The organism is Paenibacillus sp. GM2FR, from assembly GCF_002803325.1.
Taxonomy (GTDB): domain Bacteria; phylum Bacillota; class Bacilli; order Paenibacillales; family Paenibacillaceae; genus Paenibacillus_AQ; species Paenibacillus_AQ lautus.
On record NZ_MKZM01000008.1, the window covers coordinates 19,579 to 43,945 of the forward strand.

The 24,367-nt window shown below is 50.7% G+C and carries 21 protein-coding genes; 17 read left to right on the forward strand and 4 right to left on the reverse strand.

Annotated elements, in window-relative coordinates; all coding sequences use genetic code 11:
* Positions 1 to 73: 73 nt before the first annotated feature.
* Positions 74 to 1,372, reverse strand: coding sequence for a uracil permease (gene uraA, locus PAEVO_RS00230; RefSeq protein ID WP_100535763.1), 1,299 nt, complete (start codon positions 1,370 to 1,372; stop codon positions 74 to 76).
* 301 nt (positions 1,373 to 1,673) lie between these two features.
* Between uraA and PAEVO_RS00235 the strand changes: the two genes are divergently transcribed.
* From PAEVO_RS00235 to PAEVO_RS00270, 8 genes are all read left to right on the forward strand, one after another.
* The gene (locus tag PAEVO_RS00235; protein ID WP_100535764.1) at positions 1,674 to 3,851 is read left to right on the forward strand and encodes a RelA/SpoT family protein; all 2,178 of its coding nucleotides are present in this window, start codon (positions 1,674 to 1,676) and stop codon (positions 3,849 to 3,851) included.
* Between the two features lie 250 nt (positions 3,852 to 4,101).
* Positions 4,102 to 4,545 (forward strand): D-aminoacyl-tRNA deacylase, encoded by a 444-nt coding sequence (gene dtd, locus PAEVO_RS00240; RefSeq protein ID WP_100535765.1) that lies wholly within the window; start codon positions 4,102 to 4,104, stop codon positions 4,543 to 4,545.
* Positions 4,546 to 5,042: 497 nt separating this feature from the next.
* Positions 5,043 to 5,549, forward strand: a complete 507-nt coding sequence (locus tag PAEVO_RS00245; RefSeq protein WP_100535766.1) for a type 1 glutamine amidotransferase domain-containing protein — start codon at positions 5,043 to 5,045, stop codon at positions 5,547 to 5,549.
* 84 nt (positions 5,550 to 5,633) lie between these two features.
* Positions 5,634 to 6,089 carry a hypothetical protein gene (locus PAEVO_RS00250; protein WP_100535767.1) on the forward strand — a complete coding sequence of 152 codons (456 nt, stop codon included), beginning with the start codon at positions 5,634 to 5,636 and terminating at the stop codon, positions 6,087 to 6,089.
* A gap of 797 nt (positions 6,090 to 6,886) precedes the next feature.
* Entirely contained in the window at positions 6,887 to 8,140 is a 1,254-nt protein-coding gene (gene hisS, locus PAEVO_RS00255; protein WP_100535768.1) for a histidine--tRNA ligase, read from the forward strand.
* Positions 8,141 to 8,186: 46 nt separating this feature from the next.
* Positions 8,187 to 9,962, forward strand: a complete 1,776-nt coding sequence (aspS, locus tag PAEVO_RS00260) for an aspartate--tRNA ligase (protein ID WP_100535769.1) — start codon at positions 8,187 to 8,189, stop codon at positions 9,960 to 9,962.
* Between the two features lie 38 nt (positions 9,963 to 10,000).
* Positions 10,001 to 10,756, forward strand: a complete 756-nt coding sequence (locus PAEVO_RS00265) for a tRNA threonylcarbamoyladenosine dehydratase (RefSeq protein ID WP_100535770.1) — start codon at positions 10,001 to 10,003, stop codon at positions 10,754 to 10,756.
* Positions 10,757 to 11,065: 309 nt separating this feature from the next.
* Complete coding sequence (locus PAEVO_RS00270) at positions 11,066 to 13,243, forward strand: HelD family protein (protein ID WP_100535771.1); 2,178 nt, start codon at positions 11,066 to 11,068, stop codon at positions 13,241 to 13,243.
* Between the two features lie 122 nt (positions 13,244 to 13,365).
* On the opposite strand, the gene PAEVO_RS34565 is transcribed toward PAEVO_RS00270, so the two are convergent.
* Complete coding sequence (locus PAEVO_RS34565; RefSeq protein ID WP_272868173.1) at positions 13,366 to 13,494, reverse strand: hypothetical protein; 129 nt, start codon at positions 13,492 to 13,494, stop codon at positions 13,366 to 13,368.
* Positions 13,495 to 13,535: 41 nt separating this feature from the next.
* Positions 13,536 to 13,817 carry a hypothetical protein gene (locus tag PAEVO_RS00275; RefSeq protein ID WP_100535772.1) on the reverse strand — a complete coding sequence of 94 codons (282 nt, stop codon included), beginning with the start codon at positions 13,815 to 13,817 and terminating at the stop codon, positions 13,536 to 13,538.
* A gap of 239 nt (positions 13,818 to 14,056) precedes the next feature.
* On the opposite strand from PAEVO_RS00275, the gene PAEVO_RS00280 reads away from it, so the two are divergent.
* From PAEVO_RS00280 to nrdG, 4 genes are all read left to right on the forward strand, one after another.
* Positions 14,057 to 15,364, forward strand: coding sequence for a replication-associated recombination protein A (locus tag PAEVO_RS00280; RefSeq protein WP_100539272.1), 1,308 nt, complete (start codon positions 14,057 to 14,059; stop codon positions 15,362 to 15,364).
* 50 nt (positions 15,365 to 15,414) lie between these two features.
* Positions 15,415 to 15,951, forward strand: a complete 537-nt coding sequence (locus PAEVO_RS00285) for a PCYCGC motif-containing (lipo)protein (protein ID WP_100535773.1) — start codon at positions 15,415 to 15,417, stop codon at positions 15,949 to 15,951.
* A 234-nt stretch (positions 15,952 to 16,185) separates the two neighbouring features.
* Entirely contained in the window at positions 16,186 to 18,420 is a 2,235-nt protein-coding gene (locus tag PAEVO_RS00290) for an anaerobic ribonucleoside triphosphate reductase (protein ID WP_100535774.1), read from the forward strand.
* The gene (nrdG, locus tag PAEVO_RS00295) at positions 18,417 to 18,920 is read left to right on the forward strand and encodes an anaerobic ribonucleoside-triphosphate reductase activating protein (protein WP_100535775.1); all 504 of its coding nucleotides are present in this window, start codon (positions 18,417 to 18,419) and stop codon (positions 18,918 to 18,920) included. The genes PAEVO_RS00290 and nrdG overlap by 4 nt, the downstream gene beginning before the upstream one ends.
* Positions 18,921 to 18,994: 74 nt before the next feature.
* Here the strand turns inward: nrdG and mnmA are convergent, their stop codons facing one another.
* On the reverse strand, positions 18,995 to 20,104 hold the full coding sequence (mnmA, locus tag PAEVO_RS00300; RefSeq protein ID WP_165789595.1) for a tRNA 2-thiouridine(34) synthase MnmA: 1,110 nt from the start codon (positions 20,102 to 20,104) through the stop codon (positions 18,995 to 18,997).
* Positions 20,105 to 20,403: 299 nt separating this feature from the next.
* On the opposite strand from mnmA, the gene cymR reads away from it, so the two are divergent.
* The 5 genes from cymR (at position 20,404) to PAEVO_RS00325 (ending at position 24,091) form a co-directional block, all read left to right on the forward strand.
* Entirely contained in the window at positions 20,404 to 20,823 is a 420-nt protein-coding gene (gene cymR, locus PAEVO_RS00305) for a cysteine metabolism transcriptional regulator CymR (protein WP_071222772.1), read from the forward strand.
* 14 nt (positions 20,824 to 20,837) lie between these two features.
* A complete protein-coding gene (locus tag PAEVO_RS00310) occupies positions 20,838 to 21,983 on the forward strand; it encodes a cysteine desulfurase family protein (protein ID WP_100535776.1) in 1,146 nt (381 codons plus the stop codon).
* 139 nt (positions 21,984 to 22,122) lie between these two features.
* On the forward strand, positions 22,123 to 22,644 hold the full coding sequence (locus PAEVO_RS00315; protein WP_009592754.1) for a PRC-barrel domain-containing protein: 522 nt from the start codon (positions 22,123 to 22,125) through the stop codon (positions 22,642 to 22,644).
* 11 nt (positions 22,645 to 22,655) lie between these two features.
* The gene (locus PAEVO_RS00320) at positions 22,656 to 22,865 is read left to right on the forward strand and encodes a hypothetical protein (protein WP_100535777.1); all 210 of its coding nucleotides are present in this window, start codon (positions 22,656 to 22,658) and stop codon (positions 22,863 to 22,865) included.
* A 158-nt stretch (positions 22,866 to 23,023) separates the two neighbouring features.
* Positions 23,024 to 24,091: an AI-2E family transporter gene (locus tag PAEVO_RS00325; protein WP_100535778.1), complete on the forward strand. Its 1,068-nt coding sequence runs from the start codon at positions 23,024 to 23,026 to the stop codon at positions 24,089 to 24,091.
* Positions 24,092 to 24,367: the final 276 nt, after the last annotated feature.

Sequence of the window (24,367 nt, forward strand, 5' to 3'; positions counted from 1 at the left end):
TTTCCCGGGAAATAAAAATCGCCCTGAGCAACCAGCTCAGGGCGATTTTTAATTTGTGATAAGGTTGTTAGTTTCAATCCGGCGTTTTTTCTACGAGGGGCTCATCATTTTTTTCATTGGAGAGCCCGGTAATTTCGAAGACTTTGAAGAGGAGAGCCATGAGGACACCTACGATGGTTGCCAAGGCCATACCCTTCAGCTCGACGGTACCGATTTTCAAGGTTACACCGCTAATCCCTGTTACCAGTACCAGCGTAGCTAGGATCATGTTGCTTGCTTTGGAGAAATCGACCTTTTGCTCAACAAAGATCCGAAGACCGGAAGCCGCGATAACCCCGAACAACAACAGAGATACGCCGCCCATTACAGGTGTAGGAATGTTCGCTACAACGGCGGAGAACGTTCCTGAGAAGGAGAGTATAATCGCAATAATGGCTGCTCCGGCAATTACGAATACCGAGTATACCCTAGTGAGTGCCATGACCCCGATATTTTCACCATAGGTGGTATTAGGGGTGGAGCCAACGAAGCCGGACAGAATGGTGGATATACCGTTACCGAGCAGGGAACGATGCAGGCCAGGGTCTTTGGAGAGGTCTTTGCCTACAATATTGCTGGTTACAAGCAAATGCCCAATGTGCTCCACGATAACAACGATAGCAACCGGAATAATGGTGAATATTGCTGCGACATCAAATACTGGGGTTGTCAGCTCCGGAGCCGACAGGAAATTCGCGTTCGCAATTTTCTCCGTGTCCACGACACCAAGAGCAAAAGAGAGAGCATAACCGACAACGATTCCGATCAGAATGTGAATGATTTTGGCGAAACCGCGGAACAGGATGGACCCGAGTACGGTGACACCAAGTGTCACGAGTGAAATCGTAATGATTTTTGGATCAATGGATTGCCCCTCTTCTGGTAAAAAACCTGCCATGCCAGCAGCAACCGGAACAAGCTCAAGCCCGATCATGGCAATAATGGCACCCATGACCGCAGGCGGGAATACGAAGTCGATCCATTTGGTACCTGCATATTTAACGATGAGAGCTACGAGACAGAAGATGATACCGGTAACGATAAAGGCTCCTAAAGCTTTGCCATAGTTGGCTTCCGGATTTTTGGCCAGTACGATCAGAACCGGTGATATAAAGGCGAAGCTGGATCCCAAGTAAGCCGGAATTTTTCCTTTACATAAGAAAATGTAGAGCAGTGTACCAATACCGTTCATCAGCAGGATCATGCCGGGATCCACACCAAAAAGGTTCGGTACAAGCACCGTACTTCCGAACATGGCGAACAAATGCTGCAGGCTCAGAAGGAACCCGGGGCCAAACGGAAGTTTCTCATCTACTTGAATTTCACGTTGCAAACCATTTCACTCCTCTTAGGACTTTAAATATAGGACCGTTCGCGTACGATCTTTAATAGATTAAATACAATCGTTCGTTTTTTCAACAATAATTTTTACAGTTCGTCAAAATATTCAATTCATGCCAAGTTTTGATGTCTCCGCGATGGAAACGGGCATACTATAAGTGTCTGAACGCTCGACATGTTGACGTATAACGTCACAAGCGTCATAATGATAGGAAAACAATCACGAGGGAACCTGCACGTTTTGACAAGGGCGGGTTCCATTTTATATAGAAAGGGAAGAGAAGGACTCCAAAATGGGCATAGAGCGATTACTCGAAAAGGCCAGCGCCTATACAAAAGAACCCGATCTTCTCCGCATCCAGGAAGCTTATGAATTTGCGGAGCAAGCCCACCACGGACAAGTGCGGAAATCGGGAGAACCTTATATTCTTCATCCGCTTGCGGTTGCAGACATCGTGGTGAATATGCAGATGGACACGTTGTCTATTATTGCTGCGTTGCTTCATGATGTCGTTGAGGATACAACCGTATCGCTCGAGCAGATCCGTGAGCGCTTCGGGGATACCTGTGCACTGCTGGTGGATGGTTTAACGAAACTCGAACGTATCCAATTCCGATCCAAAGAAGAGCAGCAGAACGAAAATTATCGTAAAATGTTTATCGCGATGGCACGGGACATCCGGGTGATCGTGATTAAGCTGGCGGACCGGCTTCATAATATGCGCACTCTTAAGTATCAGTCCGAGGAAAGCCAGCGCCGTATTTCATATGAAACGCTAGAGATCTTCTGCCCGATCGCCCATCGTCTAGGTATTTCCGCGATCAAGTGGGAGATGGAGGATATTGCGCTTCGTTACTTGAATCCGCAGCAGTATTACCGCATTGCGAATTTGATGCACAAGAAGCGGGCTGAACGAGAGCAGTATATCGACAATGTCATAGTCTGTATCCGTGAGAAGCTTGACGAGATGGGCATACAAGCCGACTTATCCGGCAGACCGAAGCATATCTACAGCGTGTTTAAGAAAATGACGGTCAAGAACAAACAATTCAACGAAATTTATGATCTCCTTGCGATCCGCATTATTGTGGACAATATTAAGGATTGTTATGCTACGCTGGGGATCATCCACACCCTGTGGAAGCCGATGCCTGGCCGTTTCAAAGATTATATCGCCATGCCAAAAACGAATATGTATCAATCCCTTCACACGACGGTGGTTGGACCGAACGGGGAACCGACGGAGGTTCAGATCCGGACCTGGGAGATGCATCGTACGGCGGAGTACGGTATTGCGGCACACTGGTCCTATAAAGAAGGTTCCGCAGGCAACGGAGGCAGCTTCGATAATAAGATGACGTTCTTCCGTGAAATATTGGAGCTGCAGCATGAGACGAAGGATGCCTCGGAGTTTGTAGAATCTTTGAAGATGGACTTTTTCTCTGATTTGGTCTTTGTGTTTACGCCAAAAGGCGAAGTGATCGAGCTGCCCTCAGGCTCCGTCCCTCTCGATTTTGCTTACCGAATTCATACTGAAGTAGGAAACCGCACCATTGGTGCGAAGGTCAACGGCAGAATTGTTCCGCTGGATCATCAGCTCAAGACCGGAGACATTGTGGAAATTTTAACATCGAAACATTCATACGGTCCTAGCCAGGACTGGTTGAAGATTGCCCAATCCTCGCATGCCCGCAGTAAGATCAAGCAATGGTTCAAGAAAGAGAAGCGGGAAGAGAACGTGGAGAAGGGGCGCGAGATGCTGGAGCGCGAGATCAAGCGCCTCGGTCTTGATGTGTCCGAGTGGACGACCGATGATAAATTAATGGAGGCGGCCAAGAAATTTGCCTTTAATGATATCGAGGATATGTTATCCGCGGTTGGCTTCGGCGGGATCACGGCCGCTCAAATCTGCACCAAAGTGACCGAGAAGCTCCGTAAGGAGCAGGAGGAAGCGAATCAGCTTGAATTGACCTCCGAGATGAAGGAAATCAAGCCGGCGGAGAAACGAAGCCGTCCGACTAACGGCGTTCGCGTTAAGGGGATTGATAATCTGCTTGTGCGTTTTGCGAGATGCTGCAATCCCGTTCCCGGCGATGATATTGTCGGTTACGTTACCCGCGGACGCGGGGTATCGGTCCATCGTTCGGATTGTGCCAATCTGCCATCCATGGGTGAAGGCGAAGATGCCGCGCGCGTGATTGAAGTGGAGTGGGAAACGGCCGTTGAGGCTAATTACAGCGTCGATATCGAAGTGACGGGCCATGATCGTAACGGACTGTTAAATGAAGTTCTTCAGGCGGTGTCAGAGAGCAAGACGAATATTTCCGCTGTGACCGGCCGATCTGATAAGAACAAAATGGCGATGATCCACATGACGATTTTGATCCGCAATACGGATCACCTCCATTCCGTTGTGGAACGAATCAAGCGGGTGAAGGATGTTTATACCGTTCATCGAATCATGCAGTAATGGCTATGACGGCACGCTTGCGTGGTTAACGGACACCGGGGCTCATGGACATGGATAGTCTCGGATATTAAACGAATGGGCGGTCTGTTATCCTGCGGGAGACAGGCCGTTTTATTTTAAGATATCAGAGTATAGACTTCGGAGGCTCTGCTGCCTGATATCGCAAGAAAAACTACCGCTAAACGCGGTCTGTCTTCTTAGAGAGTACATTGATAGACATTTTTCTTATGGAAATGAAGGAGCTAAACCAATGAGAGTGGTTATTCAAAGATGTAAGCATGCGCAAGTCACGGTTGACAATGAAATCGTTGGCAAGATTGAAGCGGGATTGATGGTGCTGGTTGGTGTTACGCACGAGGATGAGGAGAAGGATGCCAAATACCTTGCCGAGAAGGTTGCAGGGCTGCGGATTTTTGAGGATGAGGATGGAAAAATGAATTTTAGCGTCCAGGACGTGGGCGGAGCCATTCTGTCGGTATCCCAGTTTACGCTCTATGGCGACACCCGCAAGGGAAAACGTCCGAACTTCATGGCCGCCGCCAAACCGGATGAAGCGAATGCATTGTACGAATCCTTTAACCGCGAGCTCTTAGCGAAGGGATTGCAGGTTGAGACCGGGATATTCGGAGCCATGATGGACGTGTCGCTAACCAATTGGGGACCGGTAACCCTGATCATTGACAGCAGATCATAAACGGTTAAATAGGCGGGCAGCATGCATCATATTGGAGAGTTGGGGCATCCTGAGTGGATAATCGCTTGTTAGGTATTCACACTTAAAAAGGAGTCGTGTTCGTTATGCGTCAACCTCCCAAATTTTCGATATGGAGCAGTTTGCCTACGATGGTCTCCGGAGACATTAGGGAAGCAGCGAGCACAGAACGCATGGTTACGGCTTCGGAAGATCCTGTACAACTCATTAGCATAAAGGGAAATATGCGGAAGCAGCTGCCGAGATCGTAGAGCTAAATAGGATAGTGAGTCACTTCTGGTGACGACGTAGCAGAGCCTGAGAACATTTCAGGCCTTTTTTTATTTCACTCTAAACCGGGAGTTCTTACAGTCCTTGTAATGCCCATGTACTGTACCTGAACGGTGTAGATCGTAGGACTTCCGTCCATTCCGCTGTTATAAAAAGGACATTCCAGGGTAATAACAAATCGAGGACGATCATGAAAGGAGACATGCCAGATGAGTAAAGTTGCATTTCTACTAGCTGACCAATTCGAAGATTCCGAGATGAAAACTCCTTATGATGCCGTGAAGGAAGCGGGGCATCAAGCTGATATTATTGGATTGAAACAAGGACAAGAGGTAAAGGGTAAACAAGGCAAGGCATCGTATACAACGGATAAAGCCATAGCCGACGTCAATATAAACGATTATGATGCGGTGGTTATTCCAGGCGGCTCTTCTCCGGAAAATTTGCGTCTGGATTCCCATATATTGCAGTTTGTTGCATCAGCGGACAAGGCAGGCAAACCGATTGCCTCGATATGCCACGGTCCGCAAATTCTGGCAAGTGCCGACCTGCTGAAGGGACGCACGATTACTTCCTATCCTCCGCTTCAAGATGACATGGTAAATGCCGGCGCAAACTTTAAGGATGAGGAAGTCGTCGTGGACCGCAACTTCATTACTTCCCGGACGCCGAAAGACGAGCCAGCCTTCGTGCGCGAGCTGTTAAAGGCACTGTAAGTGGATAGCAGCTGCAAGCTGCAATGGTTGTCCATGTTATACCGGTCTTTCAAACAAGAGGGTTGAAAAAAAGGAGGAATGGACATGTCTAGACAAATTCAAGCTTATTTCAGAACAGAAGACGACGCGGAAGGCGCAAGGACAAAGCTGTTAACGTACAACACGGAGCAGTTGGAGGTGGGACAGCTTCTGGATCCGGTTCGAGGTGGAGGGAATATCCTCGTGCCGCTGGTGCCATGGGGTAATTCCGGCACGGGTGGAGCGACCGCAGGGGCTACAACGATGGGAGCTCCCGGCGGAGTCGTCGGGGCTCCCGGGGTTATCGTGGGCTCCCGGGATGCCAATGCCAGCCGCGATATAGCGCAAGATCGGCCGCACGGCGATGACACGCTGGGCGACACATGGCGCGAAGCGGACGTGACCGACCGGGACTATGATGATCTGAGATATACGCTGTCCGTTAAGGTAAGGGACGAGGATTACGATCAGATCGTGCATGATTTGCGGGCGAATAACGCTTATGTGGAGCGATTTGATTAATTAGCGAAGAAGCCGGCAGCGTTATCCCCTTATTGAAGATAAAAGATATTCATTCTCGTGGGGCCGCGTATCCCTGGGAACGAAAAAGGGCTGTTCCGCTGCTGGAGCAGCCCTTTCATGGTTTTAATAGTAAAAGCGCTTTCTCGCTTGTAACATAACTGTAATGTTTGTTCAATGTTCCTTTAATATTCCCTGTTTATAATAACAGCATGACCCCCTTTTTTATATAATATATGTTTTGGACCTACAACGTGGTTTGTAGGTTTTTTTCTTTTTTCGGGGAAATTCAACAAAGTTTCTTGACTTTAGTGTGGCAGTTCATTAGAATCTAAAAATATAATGTTTTGGGTATACTATATTTATGAATAACAGATTTCATGACGGGAACAAGTACTCCATCCCCACAAGACCAGAGAAGAATCCCTTTGGCTGTAAGGATTCGCTTGATGAGTGGACGAATGACCTCCCCGAGAACAGACGGCGAAGCAAGCACCGGTTACCCGGTGGGATAGACAGTAGCCGAACTGCGCGGCCGGGCGTTAAACGGATGAAGCGGATGGTTGAACGCACTGTAGGGTGTGTCAACGCCGGAATGTGGGTGGTACCACGGGTGATTATATGATATCTCTCGTCCCTGTTGTCTTAGAACAACGGGGCGGGAGATTTTTTAGTTTTCACGACGTATTGCGAAATGACTCCCTAGGAGTTTTTCCATAGTTAGTTCTAAGTGATGAACCAGATCAAGGTAAGGGACATGTTCAAAAGGTGAAGATGTCATAGGACGTGGAGGGATGAAGATGGCAAACGAGAAATTCGAGAAACCAACAGGCACGCAGGACATCCTGCCAGGTGCCGTCGAGAAATGGCAGTTTATCGAGGAGAAGGCACGCGATTTGTGCCGGAGATACAACTATCGCGAAATCCGCACACCGATCTTTGAACAGACCGAGTTGTTCGAACGCGGGGTGGGCGAAACCACCGACATCGTAGAGAAGGAAATGTATACGTTCAAGGATAAAGGGGATCGCAGCATGACCCTTCGTCCAGAAGGAACGGCAGGCGTCGTCCGGGCTTACGTGCAAAACAAGCTGTATGGGGAGCCTGACGTCACGAAGCTGTATTACATGGGTCCCATGTTCCGCTACGAGCGTCCACAGGCTGGACGTTACCGTCAGTTCCATCAGTTCGGCGTCGAGGTGTTCGGGACGGCAGATCCGGCTATCGATGCCGAGGTGATTGCGCTGGGATACAGCTTCTACAAGGAGCTTGGGCTGAATGGGGTAAAAGCAGAGATTAACTCTGTAGGGACGCCTGAGGTACGGGCGGCTTACCGCAGTGCGCTGCTTGCTTTCCTGGAACCGATGAAAGAGAACCTCTGCTCGGATTGCCAGTCGCGCATGGAACGCAACCCGCTGCGCGTGTTGGATTGCAAGAAGGACCAAGGGAAGTTCGGTGATGCGCCTTCGATCCTGGACAGCCTGGACGAGGAATGCAGCACGCACTTTGAGAAAGTGAAAGGGTATTTGGACGCTATGGGCATCGAGTATGAGATCAATCCAAGACTTGTTCGGGGATTGGACTATTATACGCATACCGCATTTGAATTCAAGGCCCAGGGCATCGGCGCGATTGATACGGTAGGCGGCGGCGGACGGTTCAACGGACTGGTCGATCAGATTGGCGGACCGGATCAGCCTGGCATCGGGTTCGGGATTGGTCTTGAGCGAATCCAATTGATTCTGGAGCATCAAGGGGTCAATCTGTCGGCCGCCAAACCGCTGGATGTCTATCTGGTGGCGCTGGGTGAAGCTGCCGAGCAGGAAGTGGCAAAATTGATCTATGAACTGCGGAGCAAAGGGGTAGCTGCTGAACGCGATTACCTCGGCCGGAAAATGAAAGCCCAGATGAAATCCGCCGACCGTTTGCAAGCTCGTTATACCGCCATTTTGGGTGAAGACGAACTGGCACGAGGAGAAATTGCCCTCAAGTCGATGGAGACCGGCGAGCAGCGTACGGTGAGATTGGATCGTCTGGTTCAAGAATTGGTTTAATCGTCGCATGAAGCGACTTCATTATATTAAAGGGGAATGATAAACGATGAAAAGGACGCATCATTGCGGTCACCTGACAACCGCGAACATTGGAGAAACTGTAACACTGAACGGCTGGGTACAGACCCGCCGCGACTTGGGCGGCGTGCTGTTCATCGATCTTCGCGATCGCAGCGGCATCATGCAAATCGTATTTAACCCGGATTTCTCCGGCGAGGCTTTGGCCGTCGCTGATAAGGTCCGCAGCGAGTTCGTGGTGGCCGTATCCGGTAAAGTCGTAAAACGTGATCCTGAAACGTTCAACCCGAACCTGCCGACTGGCGAAATCGAAGTCCAAGTGACAAGCATTGAAGTGCTGAATGCAGCCAAAACACCTCCGTTCTTTATCGAAGACGGCGTGGAGGTGGATGAGCAGCTTCGCTTGAAATATCGCTATCTCGACCTGCGCCGTCCAGAGATGCAAAAAACGCTGATGCTGCGCTCCAAAGCATCGAAAATATTCCGCGACTTCCTCGATGACGAAGGCTTTGTGGATGTGGAAACGCCAATTCTGACCAAGAGCTCGCCGGAAGGCGCACGCGACTATCTCGTACCGAGCCGCGTACACGCAGGTGAATTCTTTGCCCTTCCGCAATCTCCGCAAATTTACAAGCAGCTCCTCATGGTGAGCGGGCTTGAGCGTTACTACCAAATCGCACGCTGCTTCCGTGATGAAGACTTGCGTGCTGACCGTCAGCCTGAGTTTACCCAGGTCGACATCGAGACGTCCTTCATGGAACGCGACGATCTCCTTAACATGATGGAGCAGCTGATGGTGAAGTTGTTCAAGGAAACCATCGGCGTTGAACTTGCAACGCCATTCCAGCGTATCAGTTATGCCGATGCGATGGGCAAATACGGCTCCGACAAGCCGGATCTTCGCTTCGGTTTGGAATTGATCGAAATGAACGATATCGTTGCAAGCAGCGGCGTTAAAGTATTCTCTTCCGTCATTGAAAAAGGCGGCGAAGTGAAATGCTTGAACGCTAAAGGCTGCGGGACTTGGACACGTAAGGAAATTGACGATTTGGGGCCATACGCAGCCCGTTACGGAGCGAAGGGTCTTGCCTGGATTCAAGTGAAAGAAGGCGAATTTAAGGGGCCTATCGTGAAATTCTTCAGCGAACAGGAAATTGAAGCGGTAAGAGAACGTACGGGTGCCGAAGACGGCGACTTGCTGTTGTTCTCCGCAGACAATAAAAAAGTGGTTGCCGATGTCCTAGGCGCGCTCCGCTTGAAAATCGGACGTCAGCTTGGCCTGATCAACGACAACGAATACAAGTTTGCTTGGGTGCTGGACTTCCCGCTGTTCAGTTATGATGAAGAAGCGAAACGCTATGTGGCCGAGCATCATCCGTTCACCCGTCCAAAAGACGAAGATCTGGAATTGATGGATACGGATCCGCTTGCCGTACGCGCAGAAGCATATGACATCGTTCTGAATGGATACGAAGTAGGCGGCGGTTCCATGCGGATTTACAAACGCGAGATCCAAGAGAAAATGTTTGCGGCTCTTGGTATGTCGCCGGAAGTGGCGCACGACAAATTCGGCTATCTTATGGACGCATTTGAGTACGGCACTCCTCCGCACGGCGGAATCGCCTTCGGGTTGGACCGTTTGGTGATGCTGCTTGCCGGACGCACCAACCTGCGTGAAACGATTGCGTTCCCGAAAACGGCAAGCGCAACGGATCTGTTGATGGACGCTCCTTCCCAGGTGGACGGAGGACAACTGGAGCAGCTGCATATCAAACTCGCCAAGAAGCCGGGCGACGAGAAATAATAAGCCTGTTGTTCTTGAAAAAGGAGGTTGCTTGAATTATGCTGCACCAATTTTCCCGTACGGAATTAGCCATAGGGCCTGAAGGCCTTGAAGTCATGAAGAACAGCACCGTGGCGGTGCTCGGTATCGGCGGCGTGGGCGCCATTGCGGTGGAGGCCCTCGCCCGTACCGGGGTCGGCCGTATCATTCTGATCGACAAAGACGTGGTGGATATCACCAACATCAATCGGCAGATACATGCGTTAACGACCACGGTAGGTCAGAAGAAAGCGGATCTGATGGTGGATCGGGTTAAACTGATCAATCCGGAATGTGAAGCGATTGCCCTGAACATGTTCTACACTGAAGAAACGTATGAAGAGTTGTTTAAATTCGAACTGGATTATGTGATTGATGCATCGGATACGATTATTTATAAAGTGCACCTGATCAAGGAATGCCTGCGGCGCGGTATTCCGATCATCTCCAGCATGGGGGCAGCCAACAAAATGGACCCCACGAAGTTCCAGGTAGCCGACATCTCCAAAACCTCCATGGACCCGATTGCCCGTATTGTACGCACCAAGCTGCGCAAAGATGGCATCAAGAAAGGGGTCAAGGTCGTATTCTCTCTAGAGGAGCCGATGAAACCCCGCCAGGACGTTACGGAGAAGATCGTACCCGAGAACGCCCCTGAAATCCGGAAGGCGAAGCAGCCGCCGGCAAGCAATGCCTTCGTTCCGCCCGTGGCCGGACTTATTATGGTCAGCGTGACGGTGAAAGAACTGCTCGAAAAAGGCGGCGTCTCGTTGTAACAGGCATCTAGACAAACTCAAGCTCGGATCGAGAAAACGATAGACAAACGGAAGGCAGGGAGAAACAGCCTTTCGGCAAAGGTTAGCGTGGTTAAAAAAACGCAGTGTCCCAAGCAAGGGACGCTGCGTTTTTTTATGGTCATTAACGAAACGATTATGATGGCAAGCCGGCACCATGGGATTCCGATGACAGAGCTTTGCTAGTATATCCGGGCCAGGTGTGCTACAATGGAACTCCTTTTTGTGTCAGGGCCCTTAAAGCCAGACTTTCGATGCGAAAAAAATATGTTTCTTAGGAGGTAACTGAAAGTGTCAGAATCTTTTCAAAGTGCCTATCAAGAAGAAGAGTCAAGGCTAAACGAGGTTATCGTTGAAATTGACCGTCAGCTTGAACGTTTGCGCGGGATTCCGGTATACACGGGCCATGATTTTACGGAGCAGGTGCTCGAAGCGGGGCGTGAAGAGAAACGGCAGGCCCTCGCCAAAAGTTTGCCGGAGCCTTACTTCGGGAGGCTGGATTTTCAGGAGAGCGGAACGGGAGCGAAAAAACCGCTCTACATCGGGAAGATCGGCTTCGATAAGGAAGATGCCGGGGATCACCCGATGGTGATTGATTGGCGAGCTCCGGTTGCGAGTCTTTTTTATTCGTTTACCGGCGGTACCGACCCGGCTTCGTTCGAAGCACCCGAAGGAATCATCGAGGGGCTAGTGTATTTAAAACGCAACGTCGTGATCCGAAAGCAAATTTTGGAACGGGTATCGGATACGTACAATCGGGAAAGCGGCGGGCCTGCGGTATCCGATGAGTTCTTGGTTTACCGTCTCGGGGAGAACAAGGATAACCGGCTGCGGGACATCGTGTCCACGATTCAGGCCGAGCAGGACAAAATTATCCGGGCAGCCAAAAACACCGCCCTCATCATCCAAGGGGTGGCGGGAAGCGGAAAAACGACGGTGGCACTGCATCGGCTGGCTTATTTGCTCTATCAGTACAAAGAGCAGGTAACCGCGGAGAAAATGATCATATTCGCGCCCAACCTGATGTTTCTGGATTACATATCCGACGTGCTGCCGGAGCTCGGAGTCGGTGATATACAGCAGCGGACCTTTGGCGATTGGGCAGCGGAGCTGCTCGATATTCAGCTCGCTTCGGACGATCATACCCACACGCTTCATCAATGGTTCGAGACGGAGCCGGGTCAGGGGACACCGGATATTGACGATAATGTCAGCGGGCGCTATAAAGGCTCATTGAGACTGATGGAGATCATCCGGCGCTGCGTGGTGGCTATCGAATCCGAAGCTCTCCCGGACGGGGACTTCTCTCCATGGGAGGGGGCCGTTCTGAAACAGGAGACGATCGCGGAATGGTTCTACCAGGAATATAAACCATACCCATTAGCAAAACGGAAGGAACGGCTGCTGGCCAGATTGCACCGCTGGGTCGAGATGGAACTGAAGAAATCGCCATCAGCGGTCTTGATGAAAGAACGAAAGAAAAAAGCGGCTCAACGAGAAAAGGCTTATGCAAACCGATGGCCTAAATTTGAGCCGGTCTCACTATATAAACAATTGTTTGGGGCGGTTAAGGCAACCGGATCGTGGTTTGAAGAGCTATCCGCTCTGATTCCGCCCGAGGTGCTCGCCGCAACGCGTAAAGATTTGAAGAAGAACGTGGTCCGCGAAGAGGATTTGCCTGCCTTGCTGTATTTCCACTGTTTATTGAATGATATTACCGGAGAGCAGCGTTTTGACCATATCGTTATTGATGAGGCTCAGGATTTCTCGCCATTCCAGGTGGCTGTGCTGGACCTGTTCGTCAGAGGACATTCCTTCACTATATTAGGTGATTTGTCGCAGGGCATTCATGCCTATCGCGGCGTTCATGCGTGGGAAGAGATGAGCTCCCTGTTCAAGGAAGAGGAGACAGCCTATTTTGCCTTGACACGCAGTTATCGCTCCACGATGGAGATTATCGAATTTGCGAACGGCATTTTGGAGAAGGGGGTTAGCAGTGATCTGCTCGCCGTACCCGTATTCCGAAGCGGCGATGCCGTTCGCTTGATTCCTTATGATTCGGCGAAATCCAGAACGAGAGATTTGGAACGGGCGATGGAGGCACTCATCGCTAAGGAATATCGGACGGTCGCTATACTCACTCGGACCTTGCGAGAAGCGCAAGAGCTGCATGAGGGGTTAAGTTCGAAATGGCCGGAGCTGAACCTGATTGATGGCAGCAAAGGAACGTATCAGGGCGGTTATTCCGTGCTTCCTGTTTATTTGTCCAAGGGGCTTGAGTTCGATGCGGTTGTGGTGGCGGATGCAGATCAGGCGCATTACGCGGAGAAAGCTTGGGATGCCAAGCTGATGTATGTGGGATGTACGCGGGCACTGCATGAGCTGTGGCTGCTGCATGGGGAGCCGCTGCCTTCGTATATCATGACGGAGACCTCAGAAATTACGGCCAGCGGCTGGCCTGCGGAGTAAGGTGAGATGGTGTTACTAACGAAGTAACGTTAAGCGTGAAGAGGAAAGAACGGAAAATGTCCCGTGGGGTGGTACATGTCGGCATGTGCTTGTCTCTGCGGGTCATTTTGTTGTGCTTGTGCCTAACCAAGCATTTGGTAGGAAGAGCCCAGATTTTCGATAAACCGGATCAAAGTCCATACAGCGAGGATGGAACCTGCAGTTGCCAGGATGATGAAGAGTGTCATTTTTCGCATAGGCTTTCGTTTCAATTCAATAGCCTCCCTTCGTGCGTGGTATTCGAGTGATACGTTTATAATGAAACCTCGTCCTCTTCCTCATTTCGGATGCCCTGCTTATATTCATAGAGAATGATGGATGAACGAGTGAAGGCATAAAGGCCGACCAGGAACTGCAAGATGAGGATGGCATACAGCAGGTTAATCGCGAGTCTCTCATCGTCGAGGTATTCGGGCCCAAAGATCTCTTTTAATAGATTGTTATGGTTAACATGGGTATAGAGTCCAAGTAAACTGATCCCCATATTGATAGCCCCGTTTGATAAATTACGTTTGGACTTCTTGCGAGTTGTCATAGCCACTCTCCTTGGATAAGGATTCTCTATAGTCTCCTATAATATTGAACGCTCTGGAAAGATAAAAGTTGGTTATCATGTTAAACGAGCAGCGAATATCGATGGATTATTCGAATCACCAGATTGGATCTCATAGGCTAGCTACAGGCATAACGAAATCGAATATGGTATGATAGAGGCTGACGGATTTGATTGAAACCGGCTATCTTTGCATTGATATCAGACAAGGAAGTGTAGCAATGGATTTATTCAGTATCGGGCGTGAAGGGGACCGTGATTCCCGGCTGCTGGCCGATCGGATGCGCCCTTCGTCGCTGGATGAATATATAGGACAAGAACACATTATCGGTCCGGGCAAGCTGCTTAGACGGGCCATAGAGGCAGACCAGGTTTCTTCCATTTTATTGTACGGGCCGCCGGGATGCGGCAAAACAACGCTGGCCCATATTATCTCACAGCAAACGAAGGGGTACTTCGTTCGGCTGAATGCGGTGGAAGCCTCGGTTAAGGACGTGAGGGAAGTCATCGAGCAAGCCCAAAGCAACCGCAGCCTGTACGGCACCAAAACGATCCTGTTTCTGGATGAGGTTCACCGCTTTAACAGCTCAAGACAGGACGCGCTGCTGCCTGCCGTGGAGAACGGGACGATTATATTTATCGGCGCGACGACAGAGAACCCCTTTCATTACGTAAATGGGGCCTTGATGAGCCGTTCAACCTTGTTCCAGCTTGAGCCGCTGACTAAGAACCATTCCATGATCGCCATGTTGCGCGCGCTATCCGACCCAGATAAAGGTCTTGGCTTCATGGATCTCCAGGCCGATGAGGAAGCATTGGAGCATATTGCAACCATGGCGAACGGGGATATCCGGCGTGCACTGAATGCGCTTGAGCTGGCGGCGATGACGACCCCGCCTGATGCAGGCGGTACGGTTCATATTACGCTCGAAGTGGCCGAGGAATCGATCCGCAAGCCGCTCGTCAAGGCGGACGAGTCCACGCAGTATGACGTGCTATCCGCCTTTCATAAGAGCATTCGAGGTTCCAGCGATGCGGCCTTGTTCTGGTTCTTGTATGCGGTCGAAAAGCTGGGGATGGACCCGATGGTGTTCATCCGCCGTTTGATTGCTGCCAGCAGCGAGGATATCGGACTTGCCAATCCGCAAGCGATGGTGCAGGCGGTGAGTGCACTTGATGCCTACCGGAACAACGGGTGGCCGGAAGCCAAGCTTAACATTGCCCAGGCCATCCTGTTTGCGGTGGAGAGCCCGAAATCCGATGGCGTTGTGTCAGCCATATCCCGGGCGATGTCCGCCATGGATGAAGTGAAATCGGCAGAGGTTCCGCTTCATCTGCGTGATGCGCATTACTCGGGGGCGGTGAAGCTGGGACATGTCGGCTATAAGTATCCGCACGATTATCCGGGCCATTACGTCAAGCAGGAATATTTGCCGAAGGAGCTCTCCCGCCGGGTGTTCTATCAGGCGACGGAGCAGGGGAACGAAGCCAAGATCGCACATAATCAGCGATTACGACGCGAAGAATAGGGTCGTATTAACATGAATGGTAACTACGGCCGCGCAAATGGGGGAAATGAATGATGAAAACAGGGAAACAACGGTTTGCCATCCTGCTGCTGTCCGTCGGCATGGTGCTGAGCGGCTGCTCGGGAAAAAGCGCTTCGGAACAGGTCTCCAATGGACAGGCCGAGGCCGTGCATGAGCATGGGCATCAGACCCAGCTGTCCAATGGGGATATCCAGGAGGCGACGGCCTCGATAGACGAGCTGCCTGCCTTTTTGAAGAGCCAGACCAGCGAGCTCCAAACGATCTATGCATTATCCGCCCAGGTGAGTGATGTCCTGAAATATATTCCTTGTTATTGCGGCTGCGGGGACAGTGCCGGTCATGAGAGCAACCTGAACTGTTTTATTGATGAGATTCAGGAGGACGGCAGCGTGGTGTGGGACGATCATGGCACCCGCTGCGGGGTTTGCTTGGACATTGCCGTGGAATCTGCCAAAATGAGCAGCGAGGGCAAGAGTCTGATGGAGATTCGGATCGCAATCGACGAAAAATACAGCACAGGTTATGCTAAGCCGACACCAACCCCGATGCCGCCTGCCGAAAGTTAATCCTACTGCAGCTAAACCAAGAGGCACCCGATGTGATCGATATGATCGCTCGAGTGCCTTTTTGCTGTTGGGTATCAGGCCCTTCTTGGATGTTTTCAGGAATCGCCTGATCCGTTTCTCGGATTAATAAGCGTGATCTATCTCACAGCATTAAACTATATATGGATGTAAATTAATAAAATAAAACTATATATAGTATGTTGATGAGATGTAGACGAGGAGTTGATTATATTCATGAAAGTTATGAAGAGAGACGGATGCCTGGTGAATTTTGAGATAAGCCGGATCGTGGAGGCGGTGGATAAAGCATTTATTGCGGTTGAGGGTGCTTCCCGCAAGGAAGCCTCCTTGCGGATTGGGGATGAGGTTGCTCATGCCACCGCGGGTATGGAACAGGTGAGCGTGGAGGAAATTCAGGATATCGTTGTCGAGCATTTGCAAAGTACAGGATACGCAAAGGTGGCGTCAGCTTATCAACATTACAGGGAAACCCGTGATCTGGAGCGGATGCGGCGGGGAGAACTCTACAAGATCAGCAGGGATGTGATTGGGGTAACGAATCTGGATCTGCTCCGGGAGAATGCAAATCTGAACGGAGAATCCTTCAGTGGAAAAATGAGTCGGATCGGCTCCGAGTACGCCAAATGGATGGCAAGCAAATTCATCCTGCCTGGAGAACTCATGAGAGCGGTGAGGGATGGCTATGTGTACGTGCACGACCTGGACCAGTATGCACTCGGAACGACGAACTGCATTTTCATCCCATTTGACCGTCTATTGGCCAAGGGCTTCAATACCGGTAACGGATCGGTCAGGCCGCCGCAGAGCATCATGACCGCGATGGCGCTGGTGGCCATCATCTTTCAATCCCAGCAGAACAGTCAATTCGGCGGCGTGTCCGGAAATAAAATCGATTGGGATCTAGCGCCGTATGTCGGCAAATCGTTTCGTCGGCATTTCCGCAAAGGGCTTGCCTACTTCGGGGAAGCGGAGCATGGAGAGGATTGGTCATATGAACGAGCTCTTCAGGATAACGAAATATACATAGACAATGGGCTACTGAAGGACATGTACCCGACAATATATCACTACGCATATAACGAAACGGTAAATGAAGTAAAGCAGGCTGCGGAATCCCTGATCCATAATTTAAACACGATGAGCAGCCGGGCCGGCGGGCAAATTCCCTTTACATCGCTGAACTACGGCATGTGCACGTCAACCGAAGGTAGGCTGGTATCCCACGCTTTGCTGGATGCCACGATGAAAGGGCTCGGCGGCGGCGAGACGCCGATATTTCCGCAGCATATTTTTCAGTGCAAGCAAGGGGTTAACCAGGCGCAAGGGGAGCCCAATTACGATCTGTTCCTGAAAGCCGTTGAGTGCTCCAGCCGCAGGCTCTACCCGAATTTTGTCAATGTGGATGCGTCGTTTAATCTGGTCTACTATAACCCGGACGAGCCAGACACGATTATTGCCACCATGGGCTGCCGGACACGGACAATTTCAGACCGGTTCGGGCGAAACCGCCTGAGCGGCAAAGGCAACTTATCCTTTAATACGATCAATCTGGTTCGTCTCGGCATTGAGCATGGCATCATCGAAGGGAAACGGGATATGCCTGACCTGAATCTCTTCTATGAGCAGCTGGATCAGTATATGACCATTGCGGTAGAGGGTTTGATTCACCGTTACGAGCTGCAGGCCGACCAACCGGCCAAAGCGTCGGATTTTATGATGCGGGAAGGCGTGTGGGAAGGCGGCGAAACCCTGGCCCCGGAGGACAAGGTACGCGAACTGATTAAGCACGGTACCCTGGCGCTTGGATTTATCGGGCTGGCCGAATGCCTGAAGGCGTTGACCGGACTGCATCACGGAGAGGATGAGAACAGTCGCGTTCTGGGAATTGAGATCATCCGGCATATGCGCCAGTTTTGCGATGCAGCCAGTGAAAGATATAACCTGAACATCACGTTGTTTGCCACGCCGGCAGAAGGGTTGTCCGGAAAATTCACGAAGCTGGACCGGCAAACCTTCGGCGTGATCGAGGGTGTGACAGACCGCGAATATTATACGAACTCGTTTCATATTCCGGTGTACTATCCGATGGCAGCGTACCGCAAAATCCGTTCCGAAGCTCCTTTCCATGAGCTGTGTAATGCAGGAGCGATTTCGTATGTGGAGCTGGACGGCAACGCAAGGCAGAATACGGCTGCTTTTCAGGACATCGTGAAGTTTGCGCTGAAGCAGAACATTGGATATTTCTCTGTAAACCATCCCGTCGACCGTTGTCCGGCATGCAACTACGAAGGGATTATCGGAAGTGCTTGCCCTGGATGCGGCGCCTTGGAGGCGGATGGAAACTTCCAGCGGCTGCGGAGAGTGACGGGATACTTAACGGGCAATTATACCGAGCGCTTCAATTCGGCCAAGCAGGCTGAGGTCAGGGATCGGGTGAAGCATCTGTGAATGTGTGCGGATACATCCCCGAGAGCATCAATGAAGGTCCGGGACTTCGGGCAGTTCTATTCGTGAGCGGCTGCCGTCATGCGTGCGCCGGATGTTTTAATACAGATTCCTGGGACTTTGAAGCGGGGGAGCCGTTTACAGAAGAGTTGTCCGCGTCCATCCTGCAGGATATCATCGACAACCCCTTGCTGGATGGCGTGACCTTATGCGGTGGAGACCCGTTCTTCTCGCCGGAGGAATGCACGGTATTTGTACGCAAGCTCAGGACCCTCTGTCCCGGGAAAAGTGTATGGGCCTACACGGGCTTCACCTTTGAAGCGCTGCTGAGGCAGCCGAAGCTGCGCGAATTGGCGATGCAGTGCGATGTAATCGTGGATGGCAAATTCCAGCTGGAGTTAAGGGATGTCTCGCTTCCCTTTCGAGGCAGCTCCAATCAGCGTTTCATTGACGTAGCCGTCAGCCTAGAACGGGGAGAAACGGTAGAATATGTTCTTCGCTAGCAGGTAAAAAAAGAGCACACACTTTACGGATTCTTCCGTGTTAAGTGTGTGCTCTTTTCGTTCAGGCCAGCGGATTAATATGGAACTTTATCCGCCGTTTCGATCGTTCCTCCGCCAAGGCAGTCGTCCCCTTGGTAGAAGACAACGGCTTGTCCCGGCGTGATTGCTTTTTGCGGCTTCGCAAAAGCGACATGAACGGTTCCGTCTTCGCGCGGAGTTATCGTAACTTCCTGATCCGGCTGACGGTAGCGGAATTTCGCGGTGCAGGTGTAGGCGTCTTTGGGCATAGCGTCTTGTCCTGCAATCCAGTTGATTCCGGAGGCAACGAGTCCGGTTGAATACAAACTCGGATGATCGCCTTGAACAACGTACAGAATATTGTTAGTTAAATGTTTGTCGGCAACAAACCAAGGCTCTCCGGAGCCTGATCCGCCGATTCCGAGACCTTGGCGTTGTCCCAGCGTGTAGTACATCAAACCATCATGACGGCCCTTCACTTCGCCGGTGACAATGTCCACCATATCGCCGGATTGGGCGGGGAGGTATTGTCCAAGAAATTCCTTAAAATTCCGTTCGCCGATGAAGCAAACGCCGGTGCTGTCTTTTTTCTTGGCGGTATACAGTCCGGCTTCTTCGGCGAGTCGGCGGACCTCCGGTTTCGGCAGATGCCCGATCGGGAACATCGCCTTGGAGAGCTGCTCTTGGCTCAGCGCATTGAGGAAGTAGGTTTGATCCTTGTTGCTGTCGACGCCGCGCAGCAACCGGTACTGTCCGTCTTCCTCGATGACGCGGGCGTAATGGCCGGTAGCCACGTAGTCGGCTCCCAGATCCATAGCCTTGTTCAGAAATTCGCCGAATTTGATTTCACGGTTGCACATGACATCGGGGTTCGGCGTTCTCCCGGCTTTATATTCATCGAGGAAATAGGAAAATACTTTATCAAAGTATTCCTTCTCGAAATTGACGGTATAGTAGGGAATGTCGAGCTGCTCGCACACGCGGCGCACGTCTTCAGCGTCCGCTTCAGCTGTGCAGTAGCCAAGCTCATCGGTATCATCCCAGTTTTTCATAAAGATGCCGATCACTTCATAGCCCTGCTGTTTGAGCAGGAGCGCTGTTACGGAGGAGTCGACTCCTCCCGACATGCCGACAACGATACGAGTGTTATGTTTTTCTTTTGACATCGTTATCACCATTTTCATATTGAATTGTGCCCATGGAGGTATTTTAACATATTGGAACAAGGTTCACACGTTTCATTTTGTCCACTCAGGGTGAACATTTTTCAGGTTTCCGATTGGAATATTACCCATTGAGGTTCAGGATATGTTACCATAAGCTGAGGGTAATGATCGGAATACGGAGAAAAACACAGGATAAGCTGCTTCACGCCTGGATTACGCCGTATTTGTCGCTCACCCGCCACCTACAATTCATGTACAGGATGGACATAATATACAAATTGCCGAAAGAGGTGTCACCTTTGAAGATATCAACAAAAGGAAGATACGGATTAACGATTATGATGGAGCTGGCCGCCAGGTTTGGGGAAGGGCCGACTTCGCTGAAGAGCATTGCTGAGAAGAACCAGCTGTCGGAACATTATCTTGAGCAGCTGATCGCACCGCTGCGGAATGCGGGTCTGGTCAAAAGCATCCGCGGCGCATACGGAGGATATATCCTTTCCCGTGATCCGGCATCCATAACGGCTGGAGATGTCATCCGCGTCCTGGAAGGACCGATATCCCCTGTGGATTTCACGGAAGAGGATGATCCGGCGAAGCGGGATCTATGGCTTCGTATCCGCGACAGCATCGCTGAAGTGCTGGATTCCACGACGCTGGACTATCTGATCAACTATCAGGAACAGTCTGCTGCAGACAACTATATGTTCTACATTTAAGGGTGACGACGGATATGAGATCAGTATATTTGGATCACGCCGCCTCAACCCCGGTACATCCGGAGGTTGCCGAGCGGATGATGAATGTGATGACAAGCCAATACGGCAATGCTTCAAGCGTTCACGCTTTTGGACGGGAAGCGAAGAAGATCGTTAACGGGGCGCGTGATCGAATTGCGTCCCTTTTAGGATGCCAATCGGACGAGCTGGTGTTCACCGCAGGCGGAACCGAGAGCGATAATCTGGCTATATTTGGATTGCTGGAATCGCTTGGCGTGAAGGGCAAGCATGTGATTACGTCGGCGGTTGAACACCATGCGGTGCTTCATACATGTCATGAGCTGGAACGGCGGGGCTGCGAGGTTACCTATGTCCCCGTCGACTCTACTGGGCGTGTCTCTGTGGAGGACATTGCGGGCGCGATTCAGGACAACACGGTGCTGGTCACCATCATGTATGGCAACAATGAAGTAGGCACCGTTCAGCCGATTTTCGAAATCGGCGAGCTCTGCCGCAGCCGGGACATCGTATTCCATACCGATGCTGTTCAGGCATTGGGATCGGAACCGATCAACTGCCGCGAGCTGCCGGTGGATATGTGGAGTTTTTCCGCCCACAAAATCAACGGGCCCCAGGGCGTCGGTGCCTTGGTTGTCCGCAGAGGACTCAGCGTATCTCCACGTCTGTTCGGAGGGCTCCAGGAGAAGAAACGTCGTGCCGGAACAGAGAATATGGCTGGAATCGCCGGTTTTACGGCAGCAGTGGAATGGACCGTTAAGAATATGGAGGCGCGGACCCAGCATTATCGTGAGCTGAGATCGACGCTGCTTGAAGGGCTTCGTCAGGAGATTGGCGAGGATGCTTTTGTGATCAACGGAAATTCGGAACATTACCTACCTCACATCCTAAATATCAGCTTTCCCGGTGCCAATACGGAGACGATGCTGATGAACCTCGATATGGAAGGAATTGCGGCGGCAAGCGGCTCGGCTTGTACGTCGGGATCTCTGGAAATATCCCATGTACTCCAAGCAATGAAACTTTCTGATCCTGTTTTGCGCTCCGCGATTCGTTTTAGTTTCGGTTTGGGTAATACTACTCAAGAAATGGAGTACACTGCCCAAAAAATTGGAACCATCCTTAATCGGTTACGTAAATAGATGTTAAGGGATTTCTCCTTCTAGGGAATAGGGGGTATGCGTTCGTCCATTTCATCCTTGGAAATGGCCCGTCAGGCTAACGAAATTTTGACCGGCGGCTGATTTCAAACCATGAAGGATGAGGAGGTGTCCACTGTATATGAAACTTCAAGAAATGATTGGACTGGCTGTATTCGACGTGGAGAACGGTAAGGAAATCGGCAAAATCCACGATTTTATACTAGATGAGAACTGGTTGATTACCGGGTTGGAGCTGGAAGGCAAGGCTTTGTTTTCCTCGCATGTGAAAAGCGTCTCATGGGAAGATATCGTAGCGTACGGGGAAGATGCCGTCATGATCCGGAGCCAAGAGGCCGTCCGCAAGCTGGGCGCCAATGATATACCGCTTACGTACCTTTTGGGCAAGCGCAAACTGAAAGAGATGCAGGTCTTGACAGAGGATGGTGTCCTGCTCGGGCGTATATCGGATGTTTATTTTGAGCAGGAACAGGGCAATACAATACTAGGGTTGGAAATATCCGATGGATTTGTCTCGGATTTGATCGAAGGTCGCAAATGGCTGCCTTGCACAGCGGAAATGGCTATCGGCGAAAGTGCCGTCATGGTACCTCCGATGAGCGAACAGCGTCTGGAAAAAGCCATTAATTCTGTGAACGGATAGGGTGAGGTAGGATGAAATGTCCAAACTGTAGTTCCAAAGATATCGGAAAAATCGGCTCCCACCAGTTTTATTGCTGGGGTTGCTTTATCGAATTGACAGTCAACGGGGAGAAAATGTCCGTATACCAGGTAGAAGAGGACGGCACACTCAGCTCGCTGGATGATTTGTTCTTCGGTGATGACATGCAGCCGGATTTCCCTCCTATGCACGCGTCTTCCTAAAGAACGCGTACATATTGTAAGATAACGACTCCTTGCTGAAGGCCTGTACGGCTGAAGCAGCAGGAGTCTTTTTCATTTTGGCCGGCGGAAATGTTAGTTTATTTCTGGAAGCTTGTACATATACTACAGGGTAGCTTTCGAAAAAGGAGGGTGCCTGTGTGGAACAGCTGACCGAGAACAAATGGTTTCGATTGTTGGTATGGTTAATGCTTGGACTCATCTCTCTTTACTTTGTCTGGCTGCTGCGTCCGCTGTTTCTGGATGTCTATCGATTTCTCAAGGCTGTCCTGGCGCCATTTCTGGTTGCCATGATCATATCTTATGTGTTGAATCCGGTTGTATGCATGCTCTCCGACCGCAAAGTTCCGCGGAGCATGGCGGTGCTGCTCATCTATGCCGTCTTTCTGACGTCGCTCGCCGTCATTCTAATTAACATGATTCCGATGCTGATCCGGCAACTGGAGGAGCTCAACGAGCACCTGCCTGAATTAACGATGAATGCCCAAAGTCTGATGACCAATCTGGACAGCAGGCTCCTGCCTCCGGGAGTAAGGACAGGCGTCAACAGCTGGTTCTTGCAGATGGAATCGAGGTTGGCCGGGGGAATCTCGGATTTCATGGACAATATCGGCAACATGATTAATATTCTGTTTAACGTGTTAATTGTTCCTTTCTTGATCTTCTACATATTAAAAGATTTTGAGGTGTTCCAGCGGACCGCCGTATCCTATCTGCCGCGGAGCCGCCGGAAGTCGATTGTCACGCTGCTTAAAGAGATTGACATGGCCCTTGGAAATTATGTCCGCGGACAATTCCTGGTATGCTTAATCATCGGCGTACTGGCTTATGTGGGGTATATGATCGTGGGCATGCCGTACGCACTGCTGCTGGCAAGCATCGTGGCGGTGTTTAACATCATTCCGTATTTGGGTCCCTTTCTCGGGGCGGCTCCAGCAATTGTGATGGCATCCACGATTTCCTGGAAGATGGTGCTGCTGGTGGTGGTGGTTAATATGATCTGCCAGACGCTGGAAAGCAACATCATTTCACCCCAAGTGGTGGGGAAAAAGCTGCATATGCATCCGCTCCTGATCATTTTTGCACTCCTTGTCGGCGGTCAGCTCGCAGGAACCGTGGGCTTGATTTTGGCTGTTCCCGTCTTTGCCGTCATCAAAGTGCTGCTGCAGCATTTTTTCGCTTATTATGTCAGAAGGAAATCCGGCTGAGGGCTCCAGTCTGTAGTCGCAATGTTCATGCATTGACAGATAGTTTCACCCTATATATACTTGAAATGATAAACCTATAACCGTAGAAATCGATGAGAAAATCGAGTAGGCTTTGCGTACCTTGCCCAGAGAACAGGTTCCTGCCCGGAGAATTTCCGGCTGGCTGCGAGAACCTGGAAGTGAACCTTAGCCGAATGCTAATTTTTGAGTGTGATTCAAATTCACCGGGTGGCTCCCGTTATCCAGCTGTTACGAGGCGATCGTCACATATGCTTT